This is a genomic window from Anaeromyxobacter dehalogenans 2CP-1, from assembly GCF_000022145.1.
Lineage (GTDB): Bacteria > Myxococcota > Myxococcia > Myxococcales > Anaeromyxobacteraceae > Anaeromyxobacter > Anaeromyxobacter dehalogenans.
The window spans coordinates 2927525-2952386 of record NC_011891.1 but is presented as its reverse complement, the minus strand read 5'-3'; the positions used below and the strand labels follow the sequence as shown (position 1 = coordinate 2952386).

The following is a 24862-nucleotide window of genomic DNA, read 5'->3' as shown; positions in this document are numbered from 1 at the left end:
GTGGCACGACGTGGAGCTGCCTCGCTTCGTCGAGGATCCCATCCCCGCCATCATCGAGATCCCCACCGGCTCGAAGGTGAAGTACGAGCTGGACAAGAAGTCCGGGCTGCTGCTCGTGGACCGGATCCTGTTCTCCGCCGTGCACTACCCGGCGAACTACGGCTTCGTGCCGCGCACCTACTGCGACGACGGCGACCCGCTCGACATCCTGGTGCTCTGCTCCGAGCAGATCCAGCCGCTCGCCATCATGCAGGCGAAGGTGATCGGCGTGATGCAGATGCGCGACGACAAGGGGCAGGACGACAAGCTCATCGCCGTCCACGCCGACGATCCGAACTACGCCGACTACTCGGACGTCTCGGAGCTGCCGCAGCACCGCCTGCGCGAGCTGCAGCGCTTCTTCCAGGACTACAAGGCGCTCGAGAACAAGAAGGTGCTGGTCCGCGCGCCGCAGGGGCGCTCCGAGGCGCTCGAGGTGCTCCGCGACGCGATCCGGCTCTACGACCGGGATCGCGCGCGGCTCATGGGCACGCCGGGCCCGACCGCGCCGGAGGCGCCCCGCGCCCGGCGACCGACCCGGGCCGGCAAGGGCGGCCGGCGCCGGTAGCGCCCGCGCCCGGCGCCCGCTCCCCCGGCCGCAGGGGAGGGGAGCGGCGCGGCAGCGCGCCCGCCCGTGTCCATCTTGGACGCCGGTGGGCGCGCTCCAGCAGATCGCGGCGGCGGTGACGCCGGCGGTGATGGTCTCCGCCTGCGGGCTCATCGCGCTCGGCCTCGACAACCAGACCGCCCGCATGGCCGCGCGGCTCCGCGAGCTGGCGCGCGAGTGGCGCGCCCTCCCGCCGCACGCGACCCGGCGCGCGGCGGTGGCGGAGCAGGTGGAGGTGCTGGACCGCCGCCACGGCCTCTACTCGCGGGCGCTGCTGCTCAACTACGGCGCGCTGTTCGCGTTCGTGGTCACCTCGCTGCTGTGGCTGGCGCAGGCGTACTGGGCGGTCCCGCCGGAGCTGCCGGTGCTGGTGTTCGGCCTGGGGGTGGCGATGCTGGCCGCGATGGCGGTGCTGGTCATCGCCGCGATCACCCTGGCGCGGAGCACCATCGAGACCGAGACCGCGGAGGTGCTGCGCGAGCGGCGCGTGCCGCCGGGCGGCGGGAGGCCGGCGCCCGCCCGCGGCTGAACCCTTCCGGCCCGGGCCGGCTCAGATCCGGCGATGCCCATCTACGAGTACGCCTGCGCCCGCTGCGCCAAGTCCTTCGAGACGCTCATCATCCGGAGGTCCGACGAGGCCGAGGTCGCGTGCCCTGCCTGCGGCGGCCGCGAGGTGTCCCGGCAGATGTCCCGCCCGGCGGCGGCGCGGACCGGCTCGGACGGCGGCGGCGCGCCCGCGCGCGGCTGCGGCCCGGTCGGTTGAGGGATCTGAGCCGCTCGCCCGGTCGGGCGAGTCCACCGAGCAGGAACGCCGCGCCCCGGCGGGCGCACGCCGGCGTCGCCGCACCCACACGCCGGCCGGTGCGCGGGCTGGGTCGCGCGCCGGTGCCGCGGTAGAATCCCGCGGCGTGCCAAGGACCTACCGCGCTACCGACTACACCCTCGAGTTCGTGGCCGATCTCCTCGCCAGGGAGGGGATCCTCACCGACGACGCGCGCCGCACCGCCACCGCCCGGGAGGGCGTCCAGCGCGCGCGCCTGCTCCGCGACGGCGCCTCGCGCAGCGGCGGCCGGGCGCTGCGGCGCGCCGAGCTCTCGCCGGTCGAGGTGCTCGCCTCCTTCGAGTTCCCCGACGCCCGGCGCGACGCCGAGCTGGTGGACGAGGACAAGGCCACGCAGGCCGTCGCGAAGGCGGTGGGGATCCCGTACCGCAAGATCGACCCGCTGAAGCTCGACGCCCAGCTCATCACCCGGACGCTGTCGCGCCCCTTCGCGCGCAAGCACGCGGTGCTCCCGCTGGAGCGCCGCAACGGCTCGCTGGTGGTGGCGGCCGCGAACCCGTTCGACCGCGAGCTGCTGGAGAACCTGCGCGGCCTGATCGGCGCCGAGGTCGAGGCGGTCCTCTCGTCGCCCTCGGACATCCACCGCGCCATCGCCGAGGTGTACGGGTTCCGCCAGCAGATCTCGCAGGCCCGCGTCGAGCTGGAGGGCGGCGGCGGCGCCCCGGACGTCACGAACCTCGAGCAGTTCGTCAACCTGTCCGGCATCGACGCGCTGGAGGCGTCGAGCGAGCCGGTGGTCGCGGCGGTCGAGTACCTGCTGCACTACGCGTTCGAGCAGCGGGCCAGCGACATCCACCTCGAGCCGCGGCGGGAGGAGTCGATCATCCGCATGCGGATCGACGGCGTGCTCCACCCGGTCCACCGCATCCCGAAGGCGGTGCACGGCGCCATCGCCAATCGCTTCAAGATCATGAGCCGGCTCGACATCGCGCTGAAGCGCCCGCAGGACGGGCGCATCCGCACCGCCCGCGGCGACGCCGAGATGGAGCTGCGCGTCTCGACCGTCCCCACCACCTTCGGCGACAAGGTGGTGATCCGCGTGCTCGACCCGACCGTGCTGGTGCGCGACCTCTCCGAGCTGGGGTTCCTCCCCGACGAGCGCGACCAGTTCGAGCGCTGGCTGCTGCGGCCGCACGGCCTGGTGATCGTGACCGGGCCCACCGGCAGCGGGAAGACCACCACGCTCTACTCGGCGCTGCAGGCGCTCGCCTCGCCCGAGGTGAACGTCGTGACCATCGAGGATCCCATCGAGATGGTCCACGAGGACTTCAACCAGATCGCCGCCAACCAGAAGACCGGCACCGGCTTCGCCGAGGCGCTGCGCCACGTGCTGCGCCAGGATCCGGACGTGGTGATGGTGGGCGAGGTCCGCGACGCGGAGACCGCCGCCCAGGCGGTCCAGGCGGCGCTCACCGGGCACATGGTGCTGACCACGCTGCACACGAACGACACGGTGAGCGCGGTGGCCCGCCTGCGCGACCTGGGCGTGCCGAGCTTCCTCATCGCCGCCACGCTCACCGGCATCGCCGCGCAGCGGCTGGTCCGGCAGGTGTGCCCCTCCTGCGCCGAGGACGTGCCGCTCACGGCGGACGAGGTGCAGGCGCTGGGCGTGCCGCACCCCGAGGACCACGCCGGCAAGCTGCTGGCCCGGCGCGGCCGCGGGTGTCCCAAGTGCCGGTTCACCGGCTACTACGGGCGCAGCGGCATCTTCGAGGTCCTGCCGGTGAACGCGCGCCTGCGCCACCTGGTGGCGGAGGGCGCCACGCCCGAGGTGCTGCTCCGCACCGCCCGCCAGGACGGGCTGCGCCCGCTGCGCGAGCACGCGGTGCGCAAGGTGGCCGCGGGCGTCACCTCCTTCGAGGAGGCGATGCGCGCCACCGCCGACGCCGAGGCGGCGCCGTGAGCCGGGCGGCCCGGATCCCCGAACCCACGGTGAGCGAGCCATGAGCGTCTCCTCCGAGATCGCCGAGCTGTGGTCGGCGGGCACCCCGGTCCTCTACCTGGTCACGCCGGAGGAGGACCGCGCCGTGGCCGCGTGCCAGGCCGCGGCCGCCGCGTTCGACGCGCGCTGCGCGGTATGGTCCTCGCACCGGGGCCTCGACCCGGCGGCGCCGGGCGCCAAGGAGCCCGCGGCGCTGCTCGACGCGCTCCTCCGCGCCCCGGCGCCGTTCCTGGCGGTGGCGCTCGACTTCCATCACGCGCTCGCCTCGCCCGCGGTGGCGCGCCAGCTCCGCGACGCGTTGCCCCGCATGGCGGCCGAGGGGCGGTGCCTGGCGGTGGTGGCCCCGCGCCTGGCGCTGCCGGACGGGCTCGGCACCGACGCCGCGGTGATCCGCGTGCCGCTCCCGGACGACGCCGAGCTGGGCGCGCTGCTCGAGGTGGTCCAGGCCGGCCTGGCGCACCCGGCCGCGCCGCCGCCGCTCCCGGCGGACGTGCGCCACCGCGCGCTGGTGGCGGCGCGCGGGCTGTCGGAGGCCCAGGCGCGCCGCGCGTTCACGCGGGCGCTGCGCCGCGACGCGGCGCTCGGGCCGGAGGGCATCGGCGCGGTGGCGGCCGAGAAGAAGCGGCTGCTGGCGCGGGACCTCGGCCTCGAGCTGGTCGAGGCGGCAGAGCGCCCGGAGGACCTGGGTGGGCTGGGCGCGTTCAAGGCCTGGATGGACGAGCGCGCGCTCGCGTTCGACCCGGACGCCTCGCGCTGGGGGCTCCCGCCGCCGCGCGGCGTGCTGCTCGTGGGCGTGCAGGGCTGCGGGAAGTCGCTCGCGGCCAAGGCGGCGGCCGCGCGCCTGGGCGTGCCGGTGCTGCGGCTGGACCTGCCGCGCGTGCTGGGCGCGCAGACCGGCGCCGAGGAGGGGCTGGCGCGCGCGCTGGAGGCGGCGGAGGCGCTCGCGCCGGTGGCGCTCTGGGTGGACGAGATCGAGAAGGGCTTCGCGGGCAGCGCGCCCGGCGACGGCGGCGAGCCGCGCGCCGCGCGCCTGCTGGGCGCGTTCTCCACCTGGCTGCAGGAGCGCAAGGGGCCGGTGTTCGTGGTGGCGACCGCGAACGACGTCTCGCGGCTGCCGCCGGAGCTGCTGCGCCGCGGGCGCTTCGACGAGCTGTTCTTCGTCGACCTGCCGGACCCGGAGGCGCGCCGCGAGATCCTGGCGCTGCACCTGCGGCGCCGCGGCCGCGAGCCCGGGGCGGTGGACGTGGCCGCCATCGCCGAGCTGTGCGCCGACTACTCCGGGGCGGAGCTGGAGCAGGTGGTGATCGGGGCGCTGCACCGCGCCTACGCGCTCGGGCGCGAGCTCGAGACCGCCGACCTCCGCCGCGTGGCGCAGGACCTGGTCCCGCTGTTCCGGACCTACGAGGAGCAGATCAAGGCGCTGCGCGAGTGGGCGCGCGGGCGGGCGCGGGTGGCCGGCCGGGCCGGCGCGGTGGTGGACCTGTTCCGGCGGGTGCAATGACCGGCGGCCGCCTCGAGATCCACCCGGCCTCGCCGGAGCGCTGGGCCGACCTGGAGCGGCTGTTCGGCCCGAACGGCGCCTGCGCCGGCTGCTGGTGCATGTGGTGGCGGCTCCCGCGCGCCGCGTGGGCGGACGGGAAGGGCGAGGGCAACCGGCGCGCGCTGCGGGCGCACGTCTCCGGCGGCACGGTCCCCGGGCTGCTCGCGTACGACGGCGACACGCCGGTGGGCTGGGTGGCGCTCGCGCCGCGCGCCGAGTACCCGCGCCTGGGCGCCTCGCGGATCCTGGCCCCGGTGGACGCGGAGCCGGTCTGGTCGATCACCTGCTTCTACGTGGCGCGCTCGCATCGCCGCCGGGGCGTGACCCGCGCGCTCATCGACGGGGCCGAGCGCCACGCCCGGGCGGCGGGGGCGTCGATCCTGGAGGCGTACCCGGTGGATCCGCGCGGCGCGACCGCCTCCGCGTTCCTCTACACCGGCCTCGCCTCCACGTTCCGCGCCGCCGGCTTCGAGGAGGTGCTGCGGCGCAGCCCGACCCGGCCCATCGTCCGCAAGCTGCTCACCGCCCCGAGAGCGCCCGCAGCACGTGGTCGTGCAGGAGCCCGTTCGACGCCACGCAGCTCCCCGACGCGACCGTCGGCCTCCCGTCGAGGTCGGTGAAGCGGCCGCCCGCCTCCTCCGCCAGGATCTTCAGCGGGGCGAGGTCCCACAGGTTGACCCCCGCCTCCACCCAGGCCTCGGCCTCGCCCTTCAGCACCAGCGCGCAGCCCGCCAGGTCGCCGTAGCAGCGCGCCGCCTGCGCCGAGATCGCCAGCGCCGCGACGCGCTCCAGCATGGGCGGCCGGAACAGGACGTGCGGCTCGCCCAGCGACAGCGTCGCGTCCTCCCAGGCGGCGAGGCCGGAGACGCGCAGCCGCGCCGGGGCGGCGTCGCCGGCGCGGAGCCAGGTGCCCTGGCCGCGCGCCGCCCAGTACGCCTCGCCGAGCGCGGGCAGCGCCATCGCGCCCGCCACGATCTCGCCGCGGTGCTCGCACGCGACCAGCGGGCCCCAGAACCCGCGCCCGCGGGTGAAGCCCTTGGTGCCGTCGAGCGGGTCCACGATCCAGCGGGTCTCGGCGCTGCCGGCGTGCTCGCCGGTCTCCTCGCCCAGGAAGCCGTGGTCCGGGAACGCGGCGCGCACGACCGCCAGCACCGCTGCCTCCGACTCCCGATCCGCCGCGGTGACCGGGCTGCGGTCCGGCTTGCGCTCCACGCGCACGCCGCGGCGGAAGTGGGCGAGGCTGGCCGCGGAGGCGGCCTCCACCGCCGCGCGGGCGGTCTCCATCGCGCGCTGCAGATCGAGCTCGGGCATGGCCGGGAGCCTAGCGCGGCGGCGGCGAGGCGCCGCCGGAAAATGGAACGGCGGCCGCCCGGGAGGACGGCCGCCGCGGCTGCGACGGTCTCTCGGAGGCCGGCTACTTCTTCGGGCGCATGTCGCCCGTCTCGAGGTAGCGCGTGTGGAACGAGAACGCCTCCTTGAGCATGTGCGGCGTGTGCTTCCCGAAGCTGCCGCCCTTCAGCGAGCGGTTGTAGTAGTCCCAGAGGATCGGGCGCCAGTCCGGGTGCGCGCACTTCTCGATGACTTCCTTCGCCTTCTGCTTCGGGCTCTTCCCGCGCAGGTCGGCGAAGCCGTACTCGGTCACGATGCCGTTGACCTCGTGCTCCGTGTGGTCGATGTGCGACGCGAACGGGACGATGGCCGAGATCTTCCCGCCCTTCGCGACCGACGGGGACATGAAGATCGTGTACGCCGAGTTGCGGGCGAAGTCGCCCGACCCGCCGATGCCGTTCTCGATGCCCTTGCCCACGATGTGGGTCGAGTTCACGTGGCCGTAGATGTCGGCCTCGACGAACCCGTTCATCGCGATGCAGCCGAGGCGCCGGATGACCTCGGGGTGGTTCGACACGTCCTGCGGGCGCAGGATGATCTGCTTGCGGTAGCGGTCGATGTTCTTGTTGAACCGCTCCTGGCCCTCGGGCGAGACCGAGAACGCCGTCGCGGACGCGATCTTGAGCTTGCCGGAGTCGAGGAGGTCCAGCATGCCGTCCTGGATCACCTCGGTGTAGCTCATCATGTTCTCGAAGTGCCCCTCGTTCAGGCCGACGAGCACCGCGTTCGCGATGTTCCCGACGCCCGACTGCAGCGGGGTGAGGCTCTTCGGGAGCCGGCCGGCCTTCACCTCGCCGTCGAGGAAGTCGAGGATGTGCTGGGCGATCCGCTTGTGATCGGCCTCGGGGGCCTTGAACGGCGCGTTGCGGTCGGGGTTGTTCGTGACCACCACCGCCGCGACCTTCGACACGTCGATCTTCAGCGTGGGCGACCCGACGCGGTCGTCGGCGCGGAGGATCGGGATCGGCGTCCGCTCACCGTGACGGCCGGTCACGCCGAGGATGTCGTGCATCCCCTCCATCCGCTCGTCCTGCCACTCGTTGACCTCGAGGATGTACTTCTCCGCGACGTCGAAGTACGCGGTGTTCGCGCCGCACGAGGACGAGAAGACGAGCGAGCCGTCCTCCTTGATCTTCGTGACCTCGATGACGGCGAAGTCGATCTTGTTGTCGGGGCGCCCGTAGTACCCGTAGCGCACCAGCGAGCCGGCGTGGCTCAGGTGCATGTCCTGGTACTCGATCACGCCCTCGTTGATCTTCTGCCGCATGACCGCGTCGCCGTTGTACGGGAAGCGGAAGCTGACCGACTCCGTCAGGCCCATGGCCTGGTCGAGCTCGGGGCCCGTCGACGCGCCGGTGAGGGCGGTGATCTTGAAGGGCTTGCCCTTCATCCGCTCCTCGATCGCGCGCTTGGAGAGCGCGATGGGGACGGCCTTGGGATAGCCGGCGCCGGTGAAGCCCGACATGCCGAGGATGGCGCCGTTGGGGATGAGCCCGGCGGCTTCTTCGGCGGACATCACCTTCGCCTTGAGGCCCTTGTGGAGAATCCGATCCGACATGCGTTCAGCCTCCTAGGTTCCTGCTGCTTGTCACGGAAAGCGCGGGTACGACCGAGAGTGCTGCGACACACCTGCTGTGGGTGGCGCAGAGTAACGCGAGCGCGGCCCCGTGGGGAAGGGGCGGAACGCTTCTCACATCGCCAGATGCGGAGCGATTCCGTCCATGATGGCGCGGAGTTCCGCGACCGAGGCCGGGCTGGCGAGGCGCAGCTTGCCCGCCTCCTCGGCGATCACGCGCTGCGCCATGAGCCACTCCACCGCGTTCTCCAGCGTGGCTTTGGAGAGCGTCTCGCGGAGCGCGATCCGGCCGGAGAGGAACTCGCCCCGGCCTCGCTCGAGCGCCTCCCGGACCAGCGCCCGCCGGTCGAGCGGCGCCTGCCGCGGCGCGTCGGACCCGAGGGCGGCGAGGGCGGCCGCGGCGGCGAGGTGGTAGGCCTCGAGGTACGCGCGGACCAGGTCGGCGAGGAAGGCGAGGGCGGTGGTCTCCGGTCCGGGCAGCACCCGGCCCGCGTCGCAGTCCACCGCCCGCACCCGCACCAGGAACGCGAGGTTCGACTCGAAGATCTCGTCGAAGCTCGCGCCGCTCCGGTACATGAACTCGAGCTTGAACAGGCGGGACAGCCACAGCGCCCGATCGCGGACCTCCGCCGCCGTCGAGCCGCCCGTCCCGCCGGCGCGCGCCGCCGAGGCCACCAGCGCGGGCGCGACGTAGCGGTGGATCACCGCGTTGCGGTGGTAGTCGAGCAGGGGGCGCTTCTCGTCGACCACCTGGTAGATGGTGTCGCCCGCCGCGACCTCCACCCGCACCAGCCCGTCGCGCGCCAGGCGCCGCACCGCGTCTGCGATGGGCCCGGCCTGCCGCGGATCGGAGGGCGCGCCGGCGAGGTCGCGCGCGAAGCGGGCCCCGCCCTCGGCGGCCACGTAGCGGAGCAGCTCGACCCGCCGCGCCACCTCCTCGGACCCGAGGCCGCGCCGCACGTGCGAGAGGAGCGCCGCCGCCACCAGCCCGACCGGCGTGATGGTGACGGCGCGGCTGATCCCGTAGGCGATGCGGTTCGCGAGCCCCTGCACCAGCTGCCGCTTCGCCTCGGCGTCGTCGCCCGCCCCGGCGGCGCCGGGCGCGGCGCGCCGCTCCGCCTCGCCGCCCCAGGCCTCGTCCACCGCCAGCGACGCCGCGCGCGCCCCCAGCCGCTCGGCCGCCACCTGGCGCAGCGAGATGGGCGTCTCGAACTGGACGTACAGCCGCTCGTACCGCCGCAGGAGCACGCGGGCCGCGCCCAGCAGGCCGCGCAGGCTCTCCTTGCGCTTCTCGCCGCCCGCCAGCTCGTTCGCGTAGCTGGACGCCTCGATGAGCCGCTCGTAGTCGATCGCCACCGGCACGAACAGCACGTCGTCGGCGGCGCCGTCCAGCCAGGCGTCCACCTCCATCGACACCAGGCCGGTCTTCGGGAACAGGAGCTTGCCGGTGCGGCTGCGCCCGCCCTCCACGTAGAACTCCTGCGGGAAGCGGTCGCGCAGCAGGTGCTTCACGTAGGCGCGCAGCACCGCGGTGTAGACGCGGTCGCCCTTCACCTTGCGCCGGATGAAGAACGCGCCGCCGCGGCGGGCGATCGCGCCGAACGGCCAGAACGCGAGGTTGATGCCGGCCGCGATGTGCGGCGGCGTCATGCCGTTCTCGTAGAGGAGCCAGGAGAGGACCAGGTAGTCCACGTGGCTCTTGTGGCTGGGGCACAGCACGAAGGGCGCCTCGCCCGCCGCGCGGCGCAGCCGGGCCAGGCCCTCCTCGTCCACCTCCACGCTGGTGTAGAGCCGCCGGAAGAACCGCGAGAGCAGCGCCCGCATCACCCCGACGAAGACCGGGTCGTAGTTGCTCGCGATCTCGCGCAGGTCCTTCTCGGCCTCGGCCACCACCGCCTGCGCGGGCCGGCCGGTCCCGGCGGCGACCGCCTCGATGGCGGCGCGCAGCGAGCGATCGCGCAGCACCTTCTCGCGCACCCGGGACGGCGCCTTGAGCGGCGGGCCGACCGCGGTGCGGAACTCGCGGGCGAGGTGCTGGTGGAGCGCGCCGCGCACGCGCAGGGCCACCGAGGCGTCCGGCTCGGCGGCGCGCTGGGCCAGGTACTCCTTGAGGTCGAGCGCGCGCCCCACGTCGAAGACCGCCCGCCGGAACGCGCGCAGGAACGCGATCGCGTTCGCGAAGGCGCTCGGCGACTCGGGCGAGCCGTACAGCACGTCCCAGATCGAGCCCTGCAGCCGCTGCGCCCGCCGGCTCCACACCAGCAGCACCGGGACGAGGAACACCGGCTGGAACAAGTCCCGCTGCTGCCGCACCAGCGCGGCGAGCGGGTTCTTCTCGGCGTCCGGGCGCCCGAGGAACACGAGGCTCGACTCGCCGGCGGCGACCGCGTCCTCGAACGCGCGGCGGGTGCGCCGCACCCGGGCGAGCCAGCCGGTGAGGCCGTGGAAGCCCTGCGCCGCGCGGAGCGGGGGCAGGCCGGCGCGGCGCAGGAACCAGCGCAGGTACAGGAAGCCGAGCAGGCCCGGCGAGCGCATCACGAACACCAGGCTGCCGCGCGCGGCGAGCGCGCGCAGCGTGGCGATCGCGTCGCGGGGGATCTTGACCGGCGCGAACCACCGCCCCAGCACGCCGCCGCCCTCGCCGAGCCCGGTGCCCTCAGGCGCGGACGGCGGCGGCGTCGAGCCGTCCGGCTGGGGATCCGAGGCCTTCGTCACGGCGCGCGAGTGTATTACAGCGGTGGCGGCTGGCGGGCGGATTCCGCCCGGAAATCCCTGGCCTGCGGGCCGGAGAGCGGGTCCGCGGTCACCCGCGCTTCTTCACCCGGCCCTCGCGGTCCAGGTAGAACGGCTCGACCAGCAGCGCCTCGACGCTGGGCCGGTGGCCCTTCACGTCGGCCCCGAGCCGCGCCAGCGCCTCCAGCACCTCGCCGCGCACGCGCGCGTTGTCGCGATCGCGCAGCAGCAGCTGGATGAGCGCGTCGCGCGCCGGCTCGCTGGGCGCGCGCCCCGACAGCACCCGGGCCGCGGCGATGCGCACGTCGTCGGAGAAGTCCTCCAGCAGCGGGAGCAGCGCGGCCTCCAGGCCGGCGTCGGCCTCGGGCCCGGCGTGCTCCGCGAGCCAGGTGAGCAGCACCAGCTTCTTCTCCGGGTCGCGCGTGTAGGAGCGGGAGAGGCGCGTCAGCTCCTTCACCACCACGTCGATCACCTTCTCCGGCGGCGCGATCTGCGCGAGCACCCGGAGGCCCCAGGCGATGCCCGACTCCTGCTCGCGGACGAACGCCTCCACCGGCCCGAGCGCCTCCTGGCCGGCGGCGACCAGGATCCCGCGCGCGGTCTCCTTCTCCTCGTCGTCGGTGATGCCCGGCTCGGCGCGGACGGTGAAGCGCAGGCAGAGCGTGCCCAGCGCGCCCGGCGTGGCCATCTCCCCGAGCTGCTCGATCACCTTCTGGCGGTTCTCCGGCGGGCCGTAGCGCTCGGTGAGCTTCTTCGCGAGCTTGCGGAGCTGGTTCTGCTCCCGCTCCTCCTTCGACCCGAACAGATCGAACAGTCCCATCCGACCTCCGAAACCCCCGCTCCAGCGTCCGGCCCCCGCGGGAGCGGACGGAGGCACGAGGTTCTACAACGAGATGCCCGCGCGCGGATCGTCCTTGTACAGCTCGGCCAGCGGCTTCACGGCCTCGTGCAGCGCAGGCCCATCCGGCGGCAGGCGCAGCTGGACCACCGCGTACAGATCGCCGCGCGGCCCGCCCCGCAGGTCCGGCATCCCCTTGCCGCGGAGCCGGAGCTGCATTCCGCTCTGCGCGCCCGGCGGCACGCGCAGCCGGACCGGGCCCTCGAACGTGGGCAGCTCCACCTCGGCCCCGAGCGCGGCCTCCGGGATGGTGACGGGGAGATCGAGGTAGAGGTCGCGCCCCTCCCGGCGCAGGTGCGGGTGCGCGCGCAGCCGGACCTCCAGGTACAGGTCGCCGGCCGGGCCGCCGTGGGCCCCGCGCCCGCCCTGGCCGCCCAGGCGGATGCGCGAGCCGTCGGTCACGCCGGCCGGGATCTTCACGCGCAGCGTGCGCCCGTCCACGCGCAGGTCGCGCTCGGCGCCGAGCACCGCGTCGCGCAGGTCGATGGCGATCTCCGCCTCCGCGTGGGCGCCCTGGGACGGGATGGGGCCTCGCCGCACCCGCCCGCCGCGCGCGCCGCCGAACAGGTCGCCGAAGATCGACCCGAAGTCGAACGCGCCGTAGTCGCCCACGTTCACCGTGGAGAAGTCGCCGAAGTCGAACGGCATCCCGCCGTTCGGCGCGCCGTGCCGCTTCCACTGCCGGTACTGCTCGGCCTTCTTCTCGTCGAACCCGGAGCGCAGCGAGTCCGGTCCGAACTCGTCGTACAGCTTCCGGCGCTTCTCGTCGGAGAGCACCTCGAACGCCGCCGTGACCTCCTTGAAGCGCTCCTCCGCCGCCTTGTCCCCCGGGTTCACGTCGGGGTGGTACTTCCTGGCGAGCTTGCGGTAGGCGCGCTTGATCTCGTCGTGGGTCGCGGTGCGTGGAACTCCGATGATCTCGTAGAGGTCGTGCTCTGGCACGCGGGGAAACGTAACGCTCCCGGGCGGGAGGTCAAATCGCGCCGCCCCGGGGCGGCGCGCGCGGACGGGCTCCCCACGCGGCCCGCGCTGACTACAATGGGGCCCATGCTCCTCACCCTGCTCCTCGCCGCGGCCGCGGCGGCCCCGTCCCCACCGCCGGGCGCGCGCGTCGTCGAGCAGGTCGTGGCGGTGGTGCGCAACCCGGCCGGCGCGGCGCCGCGCCCCATCACGCTCACCCGGCTCGAGGCCGAGGCCCGCGTCGCGCTCGTCTCGCGCGGCGGCGCCGAGGCGGCGTTCCGGTCGCTGGACGTCGAGGTGCTGCGCGCCACGCTCGACTGGCTGCTGGACGAGATGCTGGTGGCGGACGAGTCGGCCCGGCTGCGGCTGGACGCGGTGGACCGCGAGGCGCTCGAGCCGGCGCTGCGGCGGTTCCGCGGGCGCTTCGCGGACGACGACGCCTACCGCCGGTTCCTCGCGCGGTTCGAGCTGGGGGAGGAGGACGTGGCCGCGTCGCTGGCCCGGACGCTCGAGGTGGAGCGCTATCTCGGCACGCGCGTGGGCCGCGGGGTGCGCGTCGGCGACGACGAGGTCGACGCGGCGCTCCGGGCGCGCGGCGCGGCGGCGCCGTCGGCCGGCTCGCGCGACGCCGTCCGCGCGGGCCTCGCCGAGGCGCGCGCCCGCGCGCAGGCGCAGGAGCTGGTGCGCGAGCTGCGCGGCCGGGCCGAGATCCGCGTGCTCGACCCGGCGCTCCGCCGCGAGCCGGCGAGGGGGAGCTGACGTGCGCAGGCCGGCCGACGCCGCCGCGGCGCTCCGCTTCCGCCCGATGCGGACCGCGGATCTCGATCGCGTGGTGGACATCGAGAAGGACGGGTTCCGCAACCCGTGGTCGCGCCAGCTGCTCGAGCGCGAGCTCGGCCACGCGTGGTCGAGCACGCTGCTCGCGGTGGAGGACGGCCCGGGCGGCGAGGTGGTGCTCGGCTTCATCGTCTTCTGGCTGGTGCACGACGAGCTGCACGTCCTCAACATCGCGACGGCGCTGGAGGCGCGGCGCCGCGGGGTGGGGCGCGCGCTCATGCTGGAGGGGCACCGGATCGGCCGCGGCCGCGGCGCGGTGCTCGCCACGCTCGAGGTGCGCCGCTCCAACGTGGCGGCCATCGAGCTGTACCGCTCGCTCGGCTACCGCCAGGTGGGGATCCGGCCCGGCTACTACGCCGAGGAGGGCGAGGACGCCGTCGTCATGACCGCGGATCTGCCCTAGGCGGCCGGCCGCGCCGGGCGGAGGCGGGCTGACAGGCGGCCCCCCGCTGGTGTAAGCAGGCCGCCCCATGCTCTGGCCAGCCCTGCGGTCCGTCCTGTTCCAGCTCGACCCGGAGCGCGTGCACCACCTCGCGCACTGGGCGCTGCACCGCGTCCCGCTCGCCGTGGCGCGCGCGCGCCGGCCGGCGTCCATCCCCGCCCTCGCGGTCCGCTGCATGGGGCTCGACTTCGACGGGCCGGTGGGCCTGGCGGCCGGCTTCGACAAGGGGGACGTGGCGCTGCCGGGGCTCTTCGGGCTGGGCTTCTCGCACGTCGAGATCGGGACGATCACGCCGCGCCCCCAGCCGGGCAACGATCGCCCGCGCCTGTTCCGCCTTCCCGAGCACCGCGCGCTGCTCAACCGGATGGGCTTCAACAACGAGGGGATGGAGGCCTGCGCGCGTCGGCTCGCGGCGCTCCCTCCGGCCGCGCGCCTCGGGCCCGTCGGGATCAACGTCGGGAAGAACAAGGTGACGCCGAACGAGGACGCCGCCGCCGACTACCTCGCGTGCATCGAGCGGCTCCACCCGTACGCCGACTATCTGGTGGTCAACATCTCGTCGCCGAACACCCCGGGGCTGCGCCAGCTCCAGGAGCGCGACGCGCTGGATCGCCTGCTGCGCGCCTGCGTGCGCCACCTGGCGGAGCGGGCGCCGGGCAAGCCGCTCCTGGTGAAGCTCGCGCCGGACCTCTCGCCCGAGGCGCTCGACGAGGCGGTGGACGTGGCCATCGCGGCGGGCGCCGCCGGGATCGTGGCGACCAACACCACGCTCTCCCGGGCCGGCGTCGAGCGTCACCCGCGCGCCGCGGAGGCGGGCGGGCTCTCCGGCGCGCCGCTGGAGCGGCTGGCCACCGACGTGGTCCGGCGCTGCTACGCGCGCGCCGCCGGCCGGGTCCCGATCGTCGGGGTGGGCGGGGTGATGGACGCGGAGGGCGCGTACGCGAAGATCCGGGCCGGCGCGACGCTGGTCCAGGCGTACACGGGGCTCATCTACGGCGGCCCCGCGTTCGTGGGCCGGGTGAACGCCGGCCTGGCCCGGCTGCTCGAGCGGGACGGGTTCAGCACCCTTTCGGACGCGGTCGGCGCAGACCACCGACAGGGCGGCGGGAAGGCGGCGGGGTAGGCGTGCGTTCTGACCTACGGCCGTCCCTCGCAGGTCGTTTACGTTCCCTCATCGGGGAACAACCATGTAGGGGCCTGAAAGTTGACGCAGCGCGGTAGGGTCTTGAGAGGTCTGACGCGACGCGTTACGGTCGGGGCAGATGGGGTGGCGGGAACGCCACGCCGGCCCAAACCCGGAGGTTCCACATGGCCGAGATGCAGCGGATCGAGAAGTTGAAGGTTCCGGAATTCTTGAGAGAGCCCCTCGAGGCGGCGCAGGTCCGCTTCGGCCAGATCGAGGAGGAGGCCCAGCGGGTGCTGAAGGACCTCATGGTCAGGGGACGTGCGGGAAGGAAGGACATCGAACACATGATGCAGCGGCTGTCCCGGCAGGACTGGAACCTCCCCGAGGTGAAGCACCGGCTCGGGAAGCTCCGGGAGCAGGGGGTGGAGCGGGCAGCCGAGTGGCGGGGGAAGGCCGAGACGTTCCGCACGGAGGCGCTGGAGCGGGTGACGGACCTCCAGACGCGCGCGGTCGCGTTCCTCGGCGTCGCCACGCGGGATCAGGTGGAGGAGCTGAGCCGGGAGCTGGAGCGCCTCGCGAAGCGCCTCGATCGAGCGGAGAAGGGTCGCCGCAACGCGAAGAAGGCCAGGGCGGAGGGCTAGCGATGCCGGACATCCAGGGAATGTTCAAGGACGTCTGGTCCAGCGCGCGCGCCGGCGTGACCGCGGCCGAGGCCGAGGCGGAGAAGGTGCTCGGCCGCATCGGCGTCTCGACGGAGGGGGTGCGGCGCCAGGCTCGCGAGCTGGGCGAGCGGCTCGACCGCGAGCGGCGCGGGCTCGAGCGCGGCCTCGACGACGCGGTGCGCCGGGCGGCGAACCGCTTCCGCATCCCGACCCGCGACGACCTGGAGACGCTGCAGCGTCGCCTCGACGCCGTCTCCGAGCGCGTGGAGGCGCTGTCGCGGCGCGCGCCGGTCGCGCCGCCGCCGCCGCGGCAGGAGCAGGGGGAATAGTGCGGATGCCGCGGCTCAGCGGGCTCCTCGGGGCCGCCCTGGCCATCACCGCGTGGGTGGTGGTCGCGGCGTTCCCGCGGACGCTCTCGCACGAGGCGCGGACGCACGGGACCGGCGAGCCGGGCTGCGGCGCGAGCGGGTGCGAGCCCGAGGCCGATCCGCTGGTCGAGGCCATCGACGCGCAGATCGCCGCGCGGATGCCCGGGCTGGCCGACGGCGACCGGACCCGGCTGGCGAGCACCATCGTGCTGGAGGCCGAGGCGGCGCGGATCGACCCGCTGCTGGTGCTCGCGCTCATCGAGGTCGAGTCCTCCTTCGACGCCCGCGCGCTGTCCGGTGCGGGCGCGAAGGGGCTCATGCAGCTCCGCGAGTCCACCCTGCGCCGCGAGCTGGAGCGCGTCGGCCTCCCGGCGGGGGACCCGCACGATCCGGTGCTCAACGTGCGCGCGGGGGTGCGCTACCTGCGCCGGCTCCTCGACGCCTTCGGGCGCGAGGAGGTGGCGCTGATGGCCTACAACGCCGGCCCGAACCGGATCCTGGGCTACCTGCGCGAGGGCGCGATCCCGCAGCGCTTCCACGTGTACCCGCGGCGCGTGAAGGCGGAGCTGCGCCGGATCCGGCGCGACATCGGCGACGAGCGCCCGGCCGAGGCGGTGGCGGCCGCCGCCGCGCCCGCGCCGGTGGCCGAGTAGGGCCGATCTCGGTTACACCCTGTCCCCGTCCGCCCGGCCCCGCCGGGCGCCAGGCTCCCATGCGCGTCACCGAGATCTTCTTCAGCATCCAGGGCGAGGGCTCCCGCGCCGGCCGCCCCTGCGTGTTCGTCCGGTTCACCGGCTGCGACCTGCGCTGCGGCTACTGCGACACCGCCTACGCGTTCCACGGCGGCGCGGACATGGATCGGGCCGCGATCCTCGCGGAGGTGGCCCGCCACCCGGCGCGCTTCGTCTGCCTCACCGGCGGCGAGCCCATGCTGCAGCGCGAGCTGCCCGACCTCGCCCGCGAGCTCCTCGCGCGCGGCTACGAGGTGGCGGTGGAGACGCACGGGCAGCGGCCGCTGGACGCGCTGCCGGCCGAGGCCATCCGGGTGGTGGACGTGAAGACGCCCGGCTCGGGCGAGGTCGCCACCGACCTCGCCTACCTCGATCGGCTGCAGCCGCACGACGAGGTGAAGTTCGTGGTCTGCTCCGAGGACGACTTCCGCTGGTCGCGCGAGGTGGTGCGACGCCACGCGCTGGAGGGGAGGGTGCAGGTGCTCTTCTCGCCGGCGTGGGGGCAGGTGGCGCCGCGCGACCTGGTGCGCTGGATGCTCGAGAGCGGGCTCGACGCGCGCCTCTCGCTGCAGGTCCACAAGGTGGTCTGGGGCCCGGACGTGCACGGCGTGTAGGCCCGCGGCGCGCTCGAATACCGGCGCCCGCTCGCGCGTCCAACCGGCGATCCCGGAGTGCCCACCCTCACGCCGCCGCGCGCACGCCCGCTTCCTTGACGCGGCGGGCCGGGCGGGGCTAGCTAGGCGAACGGATGCGCCCACCCGCTCTCGCGCTCGCCGCCGCGCTCGCCGGCGCCGCCGGCCCCGCCTTCGCGGGCCCCGCCATCACGCTGAACGGCGTCCCCATCGACGGCGCCACCGGCCAGCGCTTCGAGGGCGCGACGGTCGTGATCGACGATCGCGGCGACGTGCACATCGAGGCCCGCGGCTACGCGGCGCGCCCGGCCGGCGACCCCGCCCCGCGCAGCGCGCCGGTCGCGGCCGTGGGCGCCGCGGCCGCGGTGGCCGCCGGCAGCGCGCCGGCCCGGCTCTCCCGTCGCTACTTCCTGGTCGCCGAGCACGCCCAGCCCGGTGCCCGGTACGACCTGGCGGTCTTCGTGAACGCGCAGTGGATCCGCGAGGTGAAGGCCGGCGAGCCGCAGGTGGTGATGGAGCTCACCCGCTGGCTGAACCCCGGGCCGAACCGGATCGTGCTCGCCGCCTCCCGGCGCGCCGGCGGCCCGCCCGCCCCATCGCCCGACGCCCTGGCGCTCAGGGCGGTCGTGGGCGAGGGGACCGTCGGCGGGGGCCAGGTGGTCATCGACAATCCGCTGGTGGAGCTGACGCGCACCGCCGGCGAGACCGAGGACCGGACCGAGGAGCTCGTGGTGGAGGCGCGCTAGCGCCGAGGGGGGCGACGTGTTCGTGCCGGATCCGAGCATCACCCACCTGTCCGCCACGCGCGAGCAGGTGGTGGCCGTCATCGAGAGCATCAACCAGCCGCAGGTCTCCGTCCCCGGCAAGGCGCCGCAGGCGGTGGTCGGCCACCTCTGCGGCGTCCGCAACGCGAACGGCACGCTCTCCATCTACGTGGGGCTCCACCTGGTGCGCACCGGCGAGAACGTCGTGTACGTGCACGATCGCCGGCAGCTCACCGTGGAGGAGTACCGCCAGGTCGAGATCGAGGGCCTGCAGTTCCTCGAGTCGATGGGCTTCATGCTCGACAACCTGAACTTCCGCAACCTCACCCCCGACGTGCAGGAGCAGGCGCTGCGGCGCACGCCGCTGTTCTCGCCCCCCCGCCCGGCGGCGCCCGGCGCCGCGGCGCCGGGCGGCGGCACCGCGCCCGCCGACCCCGCGCGCCTCGCCCGGCTGCTCGCCTCGTTCTGATCATGCGCCCCTCATCGCTCGCCCTCGCCGCCGTCCTCTCCGCAGCCCTCGCCTGCGCCCACGCCCCCAGCGCCAAGGAGCGCCGGGGCGCCGAGATCCACCACGACCTGGGGCTGGAGGCGCTCCGCGCCGGGCGCGCGCCGGACGCGCTCCGCGAGTTCGACCAGGCCCTCGCGGCGGTGGAGGAGTTCCCGGAGGCGCACCTCGGGCGCGGGCTGGTGCTCGAGCTCGGGTTCGGCCGCCTCGACGAGGCGGAGAAGGCGTACCGGCGCGCCCTGGCGCTGCGCCCCGGCTACTCGGAGGCGCACAACGACCTCGGGCAGCTCCTCGCCAAGACCGGCCGCCTGCAGGCCGCGGTGGCCGAGTTCGACCTCGCGCTCGCCGACATGATGTACCGGGAGCCGTACGTGGCCCGCTGCAACAAGGGCCAGGCGCTCTGGCGCATGGGGCGCAAGGACGAGGGGCTCGCCGAGCTCCGCACCTGCCTCTCGATGGCGCCGCGCTACTGCGACGGGCGGCGCGAGCTGGGGCGGATCCGCCTGTCGGAGGGGCAGATCACCGAGGCGCTGGAGGAGCTCGACGCCTACGCGCGGAGCTGCGACCAGCGCCCCGACGCGCACCTGCAGCTCGGGCTGGCGCGGATGAAGGCCGGCGACCTCGCCGGCGCGCGCGCCGCGTTCGAGAAGTGCCAGGCGATCGGCGACGGGACCAACGAGGGCGAGGAGTGCCGCCGGAGCCTGGGCCGCCTCCAGTGACGCCGGGAACGCGATGAGCGACGAGCACGACACGCCCGCGCCGGAGGCGCCCGCCGCGGAGGCGCCCGAGACCGGGGCGGCGCCGGCCGAGGAGGGCCTGCCCGCCTTCGGCCGCTGGCTGGCGCGGGAGCGCGAGCTGCGCGGGCTGACCCGCGACGAGGTCACCCGCGCCATCAAGCTCGCGCCCGGCGTGGTCGAGGCGCTCGAGTCCGGCGAGGAGGCGCGCATCCCGCCGCGCGCGTACGTGGTCGGCTACCTCCGCGGCTACGCGGCCGCGGTCGGGCTGGATCCGGACGAGGTCGTGCTCCGGTTCGAGGAGGCGGCGGGGCCCGTGGAGGCGCGCGCCCGGCGCGCGCGGCGCGGGACCGACCCGCGCGTCCTCGCCGGCGCCGCCCTGGCGCTCGCGGTCGCCGCGGCCGCCGCCTGGGCCATGCTCGGCCGCTGAGGTCCCGAGCGCGCGCGCCGCCTGGCCGGTAAGATGGCCGGGAATGGACCGGGCGAAGCTCACCGGCGTGGTGCTCCGCGCCGTGGACTACGGCGAGTCGGATCGCGTGGTGACGCTGCTCACGGCGGAGCGGGGCAAGGTCTCCGCGTTCGCGCGCGGGGCGCGCGCCTCGCGGCGGCGCTTCGGCGGCGCGCTGGAGCCGTTCACGCTGCTCTCGGCGGAGGTCCGCGAGCGCTCCGGCTCGGACCTCCTCGGCCTGGACTCGGTGTCGGTGGTGCGCGGCTTCGGCGCGCTCCGCGGCGACCTCGGGCGGATCGCCTGCGCCGGCTATGCGGCCGAGCTGGCGCGCGAGCTGGTGCGCGACCACCAGCCCCACGACGAGCTGTTCGAGCTGCTGGTCGCCTACCTCGACGCGCTGGACGCCGGGCCGCCGCGCCCGGCGGCGCTGCGCGCCTTCGAGCTGGGCGCGCTGCGCGCCGCCGGGCTCATGCCGCGCCTCGACGCCTGCGCGCGCTGCGGGGCGCCGGTCGGCGAGGGCCCGGTGCGCTTCGACGCGGGGGAGGGGGGCGCGCTCTGCGCGGGCTGCGCGCCGGGCGTCCCGCGCACGCTCCCGCTCGCCGCCGGCACCCTCGCCGCGCTCCTGCGGCTCCAGGACGGCGGCCTCGCCGCCGCCGCGTCCGAGCCGCTCGCCCCGCCCGCCGGGCGCGAGGCGCGCGAGGCGCTCACCGCGTTCCTGGAGCACCACCTCGGCCGGCGGCTCGCGGCCCGCCGCTTCCTCGACGAGATCGGGCCGCTGCTGGGCGCCTGACGTGACGTCGGCCCGCGCCGGCCCGCCATCGCATCCGCTCGACCGCGCCACGCCCGGAGGCAGGCCGCCATGAGGGATCTCGACGTGCTGTGCCTGGGGGAGGCGCTGGTGGACCTGCTGCCGGATCGGCGTGGGGCCCTGGAGGACTGCGGCCGCTTCGAGGCGTGCCCCGGCGGCGCGCCGGCGAACGTCGCCACCGGGCTGGCGCGCCTCGGGGTCCGCACCGGCTTCCGCGGCGTGGTCGGCGACGATCCGTTCGGCCGGATGCTGGCGCGCCGGCTCGCCGCCGAGGGCATCGAGGTCTCGCTCCGGCTCGCGCGCGAGCGGCCCACCGGGATGTGGTTCGTGGCGCTCGACGCGGCGGGGGAGCGGACGTTCTTCTCGCCCAACGCCCGCTTCTCCGCCGACAAGCTCGTCGCGCCCGCCGACGCCGACCCGGCCGCGATCGGCCGCGCCCGCGTGCTGCACACCGGGACCTCGGCGCACGTGCTGCCGGAGGGCAGGGCGGCGCTGCGGGCCGCGGTGGAGGCGGCGCGGCGCCTCGGCGTGGAGGTGTCCTTCGACCCGAACGTCCGCGCGCACCTGTGGGACGACCTCGCGCCGCTGCGGGCGCTCTGCCAGGACGTGCTGCCGCGCTGCGCGGTGGCGAAGCTCTCCGAGGAGGAGATCGCGCTCTGCACCGGCGAGGCCGACCCCGCGCGCGCTGCGGCGCGGCTCGTCGCGATGGGCGTCGGCATCGCCTGCGTGACGCTGGGCCCGCGCGGCGCCCTGGTACGGCGCGGCGCCGACGAGGCGCACGTGCCGGCCGAGCCGGTGGCGGTGGTGGACACCACCGGCGCCGGCGACGGGTTCGTGGCCGGGCTGCTCGCGGCGCTCTCGCGCGGCGCGGCCCCGCTCGCCGCCCGCTCGTTCGCCGAGGTGGTCGCGGCGGTGCGCTTCGCGAACCGGGTGGCGGGGCGCGTCTGCACGCGCGTCGGCGCGGTCGCCGGGCTGCCGCACACTGGCGAGATTTCCGTTTGACACCCGCACCTTACGGCCCTACGGTGCCCGTTCCCCGGCCCGTTCGCCGCGGCGCGGCCGCCCCGCCGGATGATCCGCGGGCGCGCGCCGGCTCGAACGCGAGGAGAGGACGCGCGTGTACTTCCAGGACCTGATCTTGAAGCTCCAGACCTACTGGGCGAGCCGCAACTGCATCCTCGCGCAGGGTTACGACCAGGAGGTCGGGGCCGGCACCATGAACCCGTCCACGTTCCTGCGCGTGCTCGGCCCGGAGCCCTGGAACGTCGCGTACGTCGAGCCGTCGCGCCGGCCGGCCGACGGCCGCTACGGCGAGAACCCGAACCGCCTCTACCAGCACCACCAGTTCCAGGTGATCCTGAAACCGAACCCGCCCGACGTGCAGGAGCTCTACCTCGGCTCGCTGCGCGCCATCGGGATCGATCCCCGCGAGCACGACATCCGCTTCGTCGAGGACGACTGGGAGAGCCCGACGCTGGGCGCCTGGGGCCTCGGCTGGGAGGTGTGGTGCGACGGGATGGAGATCACCCAGTACACCTACTTCCAGCAGGCCGGCGGGTTCGAGGTGCGGCCGGTCGCGGCCGAGCTCACCTACGGCCTCGAGCGCATCGCCATGTACCTGCAGGACGTCGAGAACGTGTTCGACGTGGAGTGGGTGAAGGGCGTGAAGTACCGCGAGGTCTTCCACCGGAACGAGGTGGAGATGAGCACCTACTCGTTCCAGGCGTCGGACCCGAAGATGCTGTTCGGCCTGTTCGACACCTACGAGGCGGAGTGCAAGCGGCTCAACGGGCTGAAGCTGCCGCTGCCCGCCTACGACTACTGCCTGAAGTGCTCGCACACGTTCAACAACCTCGACGCGCGCGGCGCCATCAGCGTCACCGAGCGCGCGGCCTACATCGGCCGCGTGCGCGCGCTGGCCCACGAGTGCGCCAGGGGCTACCTCGACTCGCGAGAGGCGCTCGGGTTCCCGCTGCTCCCGCCGGCCGATCGCAAGCAGGCGGTGGAGGCTGCGCGGGCGGCCCGCGAGGCGCGCGAGTCCAGGTGACGACCCCTCACCCCCGGGCCTCCCTCGCCGCGCGCGGCGGGGGAGCGGGGACGGAACGAGATCATGGCTGACCTTCTGTTCGAGATCGGTGCGGAGGAGATCCCGGCGGGCTTCGTGCCGGGCGCGCTCAGGCAGCTCGAGGACGACCTGTCGAAGGCGCTCGCCGACGCGCGGCTGGCGCACGGTGAGGTGAGGTCCGTCGGCACGCCGCGCCGCCTGGCGGTCTGGGCGCGCGACGTGGCGCCGAAGCAGACCGACGCGCGCACCGAGGCGTTCGGGCCCCCGGTGGCGCAGGCCTACGACGCCGAGGGCAAGCCTACCCCGGCCGCGACCGGCTTCGCGCGCAGCCAGGGCGTGGAGGTCTCGGCGCTGGTCCGCGCCCAGACGCCCAAGGGCGAGCGCGTCGCGGTCACGAAGGTGGAGAAGGGCCGCAGGGCGGAGCAGGTCCTGCCCGCGCTGCTGGAGCGGCTCGTCGGCGGCCTGCGCTTCCGCAAGGCGATGCGCTCGCGCTTCGACGAGGCGACCTTCGCGCGCCCGGTGCGCTGGATGGTGGCGCTCCTCGGCGGGCGCCCGCTCAAGGTGCGCCACGGCGAGGTCACCTCGGGCAAGGTCACCTACGGCCACCGCTTCCTCGCGCCGAAGGCGATCGCGCTGAAGGGCACGCCGGACGACTACCTGGCGAAGCTGCGCCGGGCGCACGTCCTCGCCGACCCGGTGGAGCGCCGCGCCGCGCTGCTCGCCGAGCTGGCCCGCGCCGGCAAGGAGGCCGCGGGGAAGGTCCGCGACGATCCCGCGCTGGTCGAGCAGGTGCTGTACCTGGTGGAGGAGCCGACCGCGGTGGTCGGCGAGTTCGAGAAGTCGAACCTCGAGCTGCCGCCGGAGGTGGTGATCTCCGAGATGCGCAACCACCAGCGCTACTTCGCGGTGGTGGACGGCAAGGGGCGGCTCAAGAACCGCTTCGTGGCCGTCTCCGCCACGCGGGTGAAGGATCCCGCGGTGGCGCGGCACGGCTACGAGCGCGTGCTCCGCGCGCGCCTCGCCGACGCGCGCTTCTTCTTCGAGGAGGACCGCAAGCGCAGGCTGCACGAGCGCATCGAGGACCTGGGTCGCCGCACGTTCCAGGCGAAGCTGGGGAGCGAGCTGGATCGCGCCCAGCGCATCGGCGCGGTGGCGAGCGCGCTGGCCCGCGCGCTCGGGAAGGACGCGCTGGTCGCCGACCTGCTCGAGGCCTCGCGGCTCGCCAAGGTGGACCTCAACACCGGCATGGTGGGCGAGTTCCCCGAGCTGCAGGGCACCATGGGCGCGCACTACGCGCGGCTGGAGGGGCTGAAGCCGGAGATCGCCGACGCGATCGAGGACCACTACAAGCCCATCGGCGCGGCCGAGGAGCTGCCGCGCAGCGACCTGGGCGCGCTGGTGGCGGTGGCCGACCGCCTCCACTCGCTCGTGGGCATCATCGGCGTGGGCGAGAAGGCGACCGGCGCCGCCGATCCGTTCGGCCTGCGCCGCTCCGCCATCGGCATCCTGCGCATCGTCATCGCCCGCGGGTACCACCTGTCGCTCGCCGCGGCGGTGGAGCAGACGCTCGACGCGCTCTCCGGGGTGAAGCTCGCCGCCGGCCGCGCGGTGGTGGCCGAGCAGGTGCTGGACTTCCTGCGCGGGCGCGTGCGCGCCGCCTGGACCGAGCGGTTCGACGCCGACCTGGTGGAGGCGGTGCTCGCGGCCGGCTCCGACGACGTGGTGGACGCCCGCCGGCGCCTGGAGGCGCTCGCCGACGCCAAGGCGCGACCCGACTTCGGCTCGCTCGCCGTCGCGTTCAAGCGCGTCGCGAACATCCAGGAGAAGGCGGGCGGCTCCGGCGCGGCCGCGGTGGATCCGGCGCTGCTGCGCGACGCGGCGGAGAAGGACCTGCTGGCGGCGCTCGAGAAGGTGGAGCAGGAGGTGGTGGCGCGCCGCGCGGCCCGCGACTACCCGGCCGTGCTCCGCACGGTGGCGACGCTGGAGCCGGCGGTGGCGCGCTTCTTCGACGGCGTGCTGGTGATGGCCGAGGACCCCGCGCTCCGCGCCAACCGGCTCGGCCTGATGCGGCGGGTGGCGGCGCTGTTCTCCGACCTCGCCGACTTCCGCAAGATCCAGGCCGAGGCGCCCGCCCAGGCCAGGGCCGGGTAGGTGGAGCGCTTGACCCTCTCTCGGACGCCGGATTACGGTTCGCACCCCGTGCACCACGTCGCTC

The 24862-nt window shown here is 75.0% G+C and carries 26 protein-coding genes; 21 read left to right on the top strand and 5 right to left on the bottom strand.

Going from position 1 to position 24862, the window contains the following annotated elements; genetic code table 11:
• Positions 1 to 10: 10 nt before the first annotated feature.
• The 6 genes from A2CP1_RS13475 (at position 11) to A2CP1_RS13450 (ending at position 5589) form a co-directional block, all read left to right on the top strand.
• Positions 11 to 607: an inorganic diphosphatase gene (locus tag A2CP1_RS13475; protein ID WP_245529780.1), complete on the top strand. Its 597-nt coding sequence runs from the start codon at positions 11 to 13 to the stop codon at positions 605 to 607.
• A gap of 85 nt (positions 608 to 692) precedes the next feature.
• The gene (locus A2CP1_RS13470) at positions 693 to 1175 is read left to right on the top strand and encodes a DUF2721 domain-containing protein (RefSeq protein WP_012633788.1); all 483 of its coding nucleotides are present in this window, start codon (positions 693 to 695) and stop codon (positions 1173 to 1175) included.
• Positions 1176 to 1208: 33 nt separating this feature from the next.
• On the top strand, positions 1209 to 1409 hold the full coding sequence (locus A2CP1_RS13465; RefSeq protein ID WP_012526586.1) for an FmdB family zinc ribbon protein: 201 nt from the start codon (positions 1209 to 1211) through the stop codon (positions 1407 to 1409).
• A gap of 145 nt (positions 1410 to 1554) precedes the next feature.
• On the top strand, positions 1555 to 3390 hold the full coding sequence (locus A2CP1_RS13460) for a GspE/PulE family protein (RefSeq protein WP_012526585.1): 1836 nt from the start codon (positions 1555 to 1557) through the stop codon (positions 3388 to 3390).
• A gap of 40 nt (positions 3391 to 3430) precedes the next feature.
• Positions 3431 to 4930, top strand: coding sequence for an AAA family ATPase (locus A2CP1_RS13455; RefSeq protein WP_012633787.1), 1500 nt, complete (start codon positions 3431 to 3433; stop codon positions 4928 to 4930).
• Entirely contained in the window at positions 4927 to 5589 is a 663-nt protein-coding gene (locus A2CP1_RS13450; protein WP_012633786.1) for a GNAT family N-acetyltransferase, read from the top strand. Before A2CP1_RS13455 ends, A2CP1_RS13450 begins: the two co-directional genes overlap by 4 nt.
• On the opposite strand, the gene A2CP1_RS13445 is transcribed toward A2CP1_RS13450, so the two are convergent.
• The 5 genes from A2CP1_RS13445 to A2CP1_RS13425 all read right to left on the bottom strand — a co-directional run bounded on the left by A2CP1_RS13445 (position 5489) and on the right by A2CP1_RS13425 (position 12507).
• On the bottom strand, positions 5489 to 6280 hold the full coding sequence (locus A2CP1_RS13445) for an inositol monophosphatase family protein (RefSeq protein WP_012633785.1): 792 nt from the start codon (positions 6278 to 6280) through the stop codon (positions 5489 to 5491). The two genes, A2CP1_RS13450 and A2CP1_RS13445, sit on opposite strands and share 101 nt — an antisense overlap.
• Before the next feature lie 103 nt (positions 6281 to 6383).
• Complete coding sequence (scpC, locus tag A2CP1_RS13440; RefSeq protein WP_012633784.1) at positions 6384 to 7916, bottom strand: succinyl-CoA:acetate CoA-transferase ScpC; 1533 nt, start codon at positions 7914 to 7916, stop codon at positions 6384 to 6386.
• Positions 7917 to 8048: 132 nt separating this feature from the next.
• The gene (locus tag A2CP1_RS13435; protein WP_012633783.1) at positions 8049 to 10649 is read right to left on the bottom strand and encodes a 1-acyl-sn-glycerol-3-phosphate acyltransferase; all 2601 of its coding nucleotides are present in this window, start codon (positions 10647 to 10649) and stop codon (positions 8049 to 8051) included.
• Positions 10650 to 10737: 88 nt separating this feature from the next.
• Complete coding sequence (locus tag A2CP1_RS13430; RefSeq protein WP_012633782.1) at positions 10738 to 11487, bottom strand: HEAT repeat domain-containing protein; 750 nt, start codon at positions 11485 to 11487, stop codon at positions 10738 to 10740.
• A 63-nt stretch (positions 11488 to 11550) separates the two neighbouring features.
• Positions 11551 to 12507 (bottom strand): DnaJ C-terminal domain-containing protein, encoded by a 957-nt coding sequence (locus A2CP1_RS13425; RefSeq protein ID WP_012633781.1) that lies wholly within the window; start codon positions 12505 to 12507, stop codon positions 11551 to 11553.
• A 105-nt stretch (positions 12508 to 12612) separates the two neighbouring features.
• On the opposite strand from A2CP1_RS13425, the gene A2CP1_RS13420 reads away from it, so the two are divergent.
• The 15 genes from A2CP1_RS13420 to glyS all read left to right on the top strand — a co-directional run bounded on the left by A2CP1_RS13420 (position 12613) and on the right by glyS (position 24798).
• Entirely contained in the window at positions 12613 to 13284 is a 672-nt protein-coding gene (locus A2CP1_RS13420) for a hypothetical protein (RefSeq protein WP_245529779.1), read from the top strand.
• Between the two features lies 1 nt (position 13285).
• The gene (gene rimI / locus A2CP1_RS13415; RefSeq protein WP_012633779.1) at positions 13286 to 13765 is read left to right on the top strand and encodes a ribosomal protein S18-alanine N-acetyltransferase; all 480 of its coding nucleotides are present in this window, start codon (positions 13286 to 13288) and stop codon (positions 13763 to 13765) included.
• 67 nt (positions 13766 to 13832) lie between these two features.
• The gene (locus tag A2CP1_RS13410; RefSeq protein WP_012633778.1) at positions 13833 to 14927 is read left to right on the top strand and encodes a quinone-dependent dihydroorotate dehydrogenase; all 1095 of its coding nucleotides are present in this window, start codon (positions 13833 to 13835) and stop codon (positions 14925 to 14927) included.
• 230 nt (positions 14928 to 15157) lie between these two features.
• The gene (locus A2CP1_RS13405) at positions 15158 to 15571 is read left to right on the top strand and encodes a hypothetical protein (RefSeq protein WP_245529778.1); all 414 of its coding nucleotides are present in this window, start codon (positions 15158 to 15160) and stop codon (positions 15569 to 15571) included.
• Positions 15572 to 15573: 2 nt separating this feature from the next.
• The gene (locus A2CP1_RS13400) at positions 15574 to 15921 is read left to right on the top strand and encodes a phasin family protein (RefSeq protein ID WP_012633776.1); all 348 of its coding nucleotides are present in this window, start codon (positions 15574 to 15576) and stop codon (positions 15919 to 15921) included.
• A 5-nt stretch (positions 15922 to 15926) separates the two neighbouring features.
• Positions 15927 to 16613 carry a lytic transglycosylase domain-containing protein gene (locus tag A2CP1_RS13395; RefSeq protein WP_012633775.1) on the top strand — a complete coding sequence of 229 codons (687 nt, stop codon included), beginning with the start codon at positions 15927 to 15929 and terminating at the stop codon, positions 16611 to 16613.
• A gap of 59 nt (positions 16614 to 16672) precedes the next feature.
• Positions 16673 to 17305: a radical SAM protein gene (locus tag A2CP1_RS13390; RefSeq protein ID WP_012633774.1), complete on the top strand. Its 633-nt coding sequence runs from the start codon at positions 16673 to 16675 to the stop codon at positions 17303 to 17305.
• A gap of 134 nt (positions 17306 to 17439) precedes the next feature.
• Positions 17440 to 18069 (top strand): hypothetical protein, encoded by a 630-nt coding sequence (locus A2CP1_RS13385; RefSeq protein WP_012633773.1) that lies wholly within the window; start codon positions 17440 to 17442, stop codon positions 18067 to 18069.
• 16 nt (positions 18070 to 18085) lie between these two features.
• Positions 18086 to 18556: a hypothetical protein gene (locus A2CP1_RS13380; RefSeq protein WP_012633772.1), complete on the top strand. Its 471-nt coding sequence runs from the start codon at positions 18086 to 18088 to the stop codon at positions 18554 to 18556.
• A gap of 2 nt (positions 18557 to 18558) precedes the next feature.
• The gene (locus tag A2CP1_RS13375; protein WP_012633771.1) at positions 18559 to 19311 is read left to right on the top strand and encodes a tetratricopeptide repeat protein; all 753 of its coding nucleotides are present in this window, start codon (positions 18559 to 18561) and stop codon (positions 19309 to 19311) included.
• 13 nt (positions 19312 to 19324) lie between these two features.
• On the top strand, positions 19325 to 19756 hold the full coding sequence (locus tag A2CP1_RS22825) for a helix-turn-helix domain-containing protein (RefSeq protein ID WP_012633770.1): 432 nt from the start codon (positions 19325 to 19327) through the stop codon (positions 19754 to 19756).
• A 43-nt stretch (positions 19757 to 19799) separates the two neighbouring features.
• Positions 19800 to 20564, top strand: a complete 765-nt coding sequence (recO, locus tag A2CP1_RS13365) for a DNA repair protein RecO (protein ID WP_012633769.1) — start codon at positions 19800 to 19802, stop codon at positions 20562 to 20564.
• A 69-nt stretch (positions 20565 to 20633) separates the two neighbouring features.
• Positions 20634 to 21584 (top strand): carbohydrate kinase family protein, encoded by a 951-nt coding sequence (locus tag A2CP1_RS13360; protein ID WP_012633768.1) that lies wholly within the window; start codon positions 20634 to 20636, stop codon positions 21582 to 21584.
• A 115-nt stretch (positions 21585 to 21699) separates the two neighbouring features.
• The gene (locus A2CP1_RS13355; protein ID WP_012526564.1) at positions 21700 to 22629 is read left to right on the top strand and encodes a glycine--tRNA ligase subunit alpha; all 930 of its coding nucleotides are present in this window, start codon (positions 21700 to 21702) and stop codon (positions 22627 to 22629) included.
• 63 nt (positions 22630 to 22692) lie between these two features.
• Complete coding sequence (gene glyS / locus A2CP1_RS13350) at positions 22693 to 24798, top strand: glycine--tRNA ligase subunit beta (RefSeq protein ID WP_012633767.1); 2106 nt, start codon at positions 22693 to 22695, stop codon at positions 24796 to 24798.
• Positions 24799 to 24862: the final 64 nt, after the last annotated feature.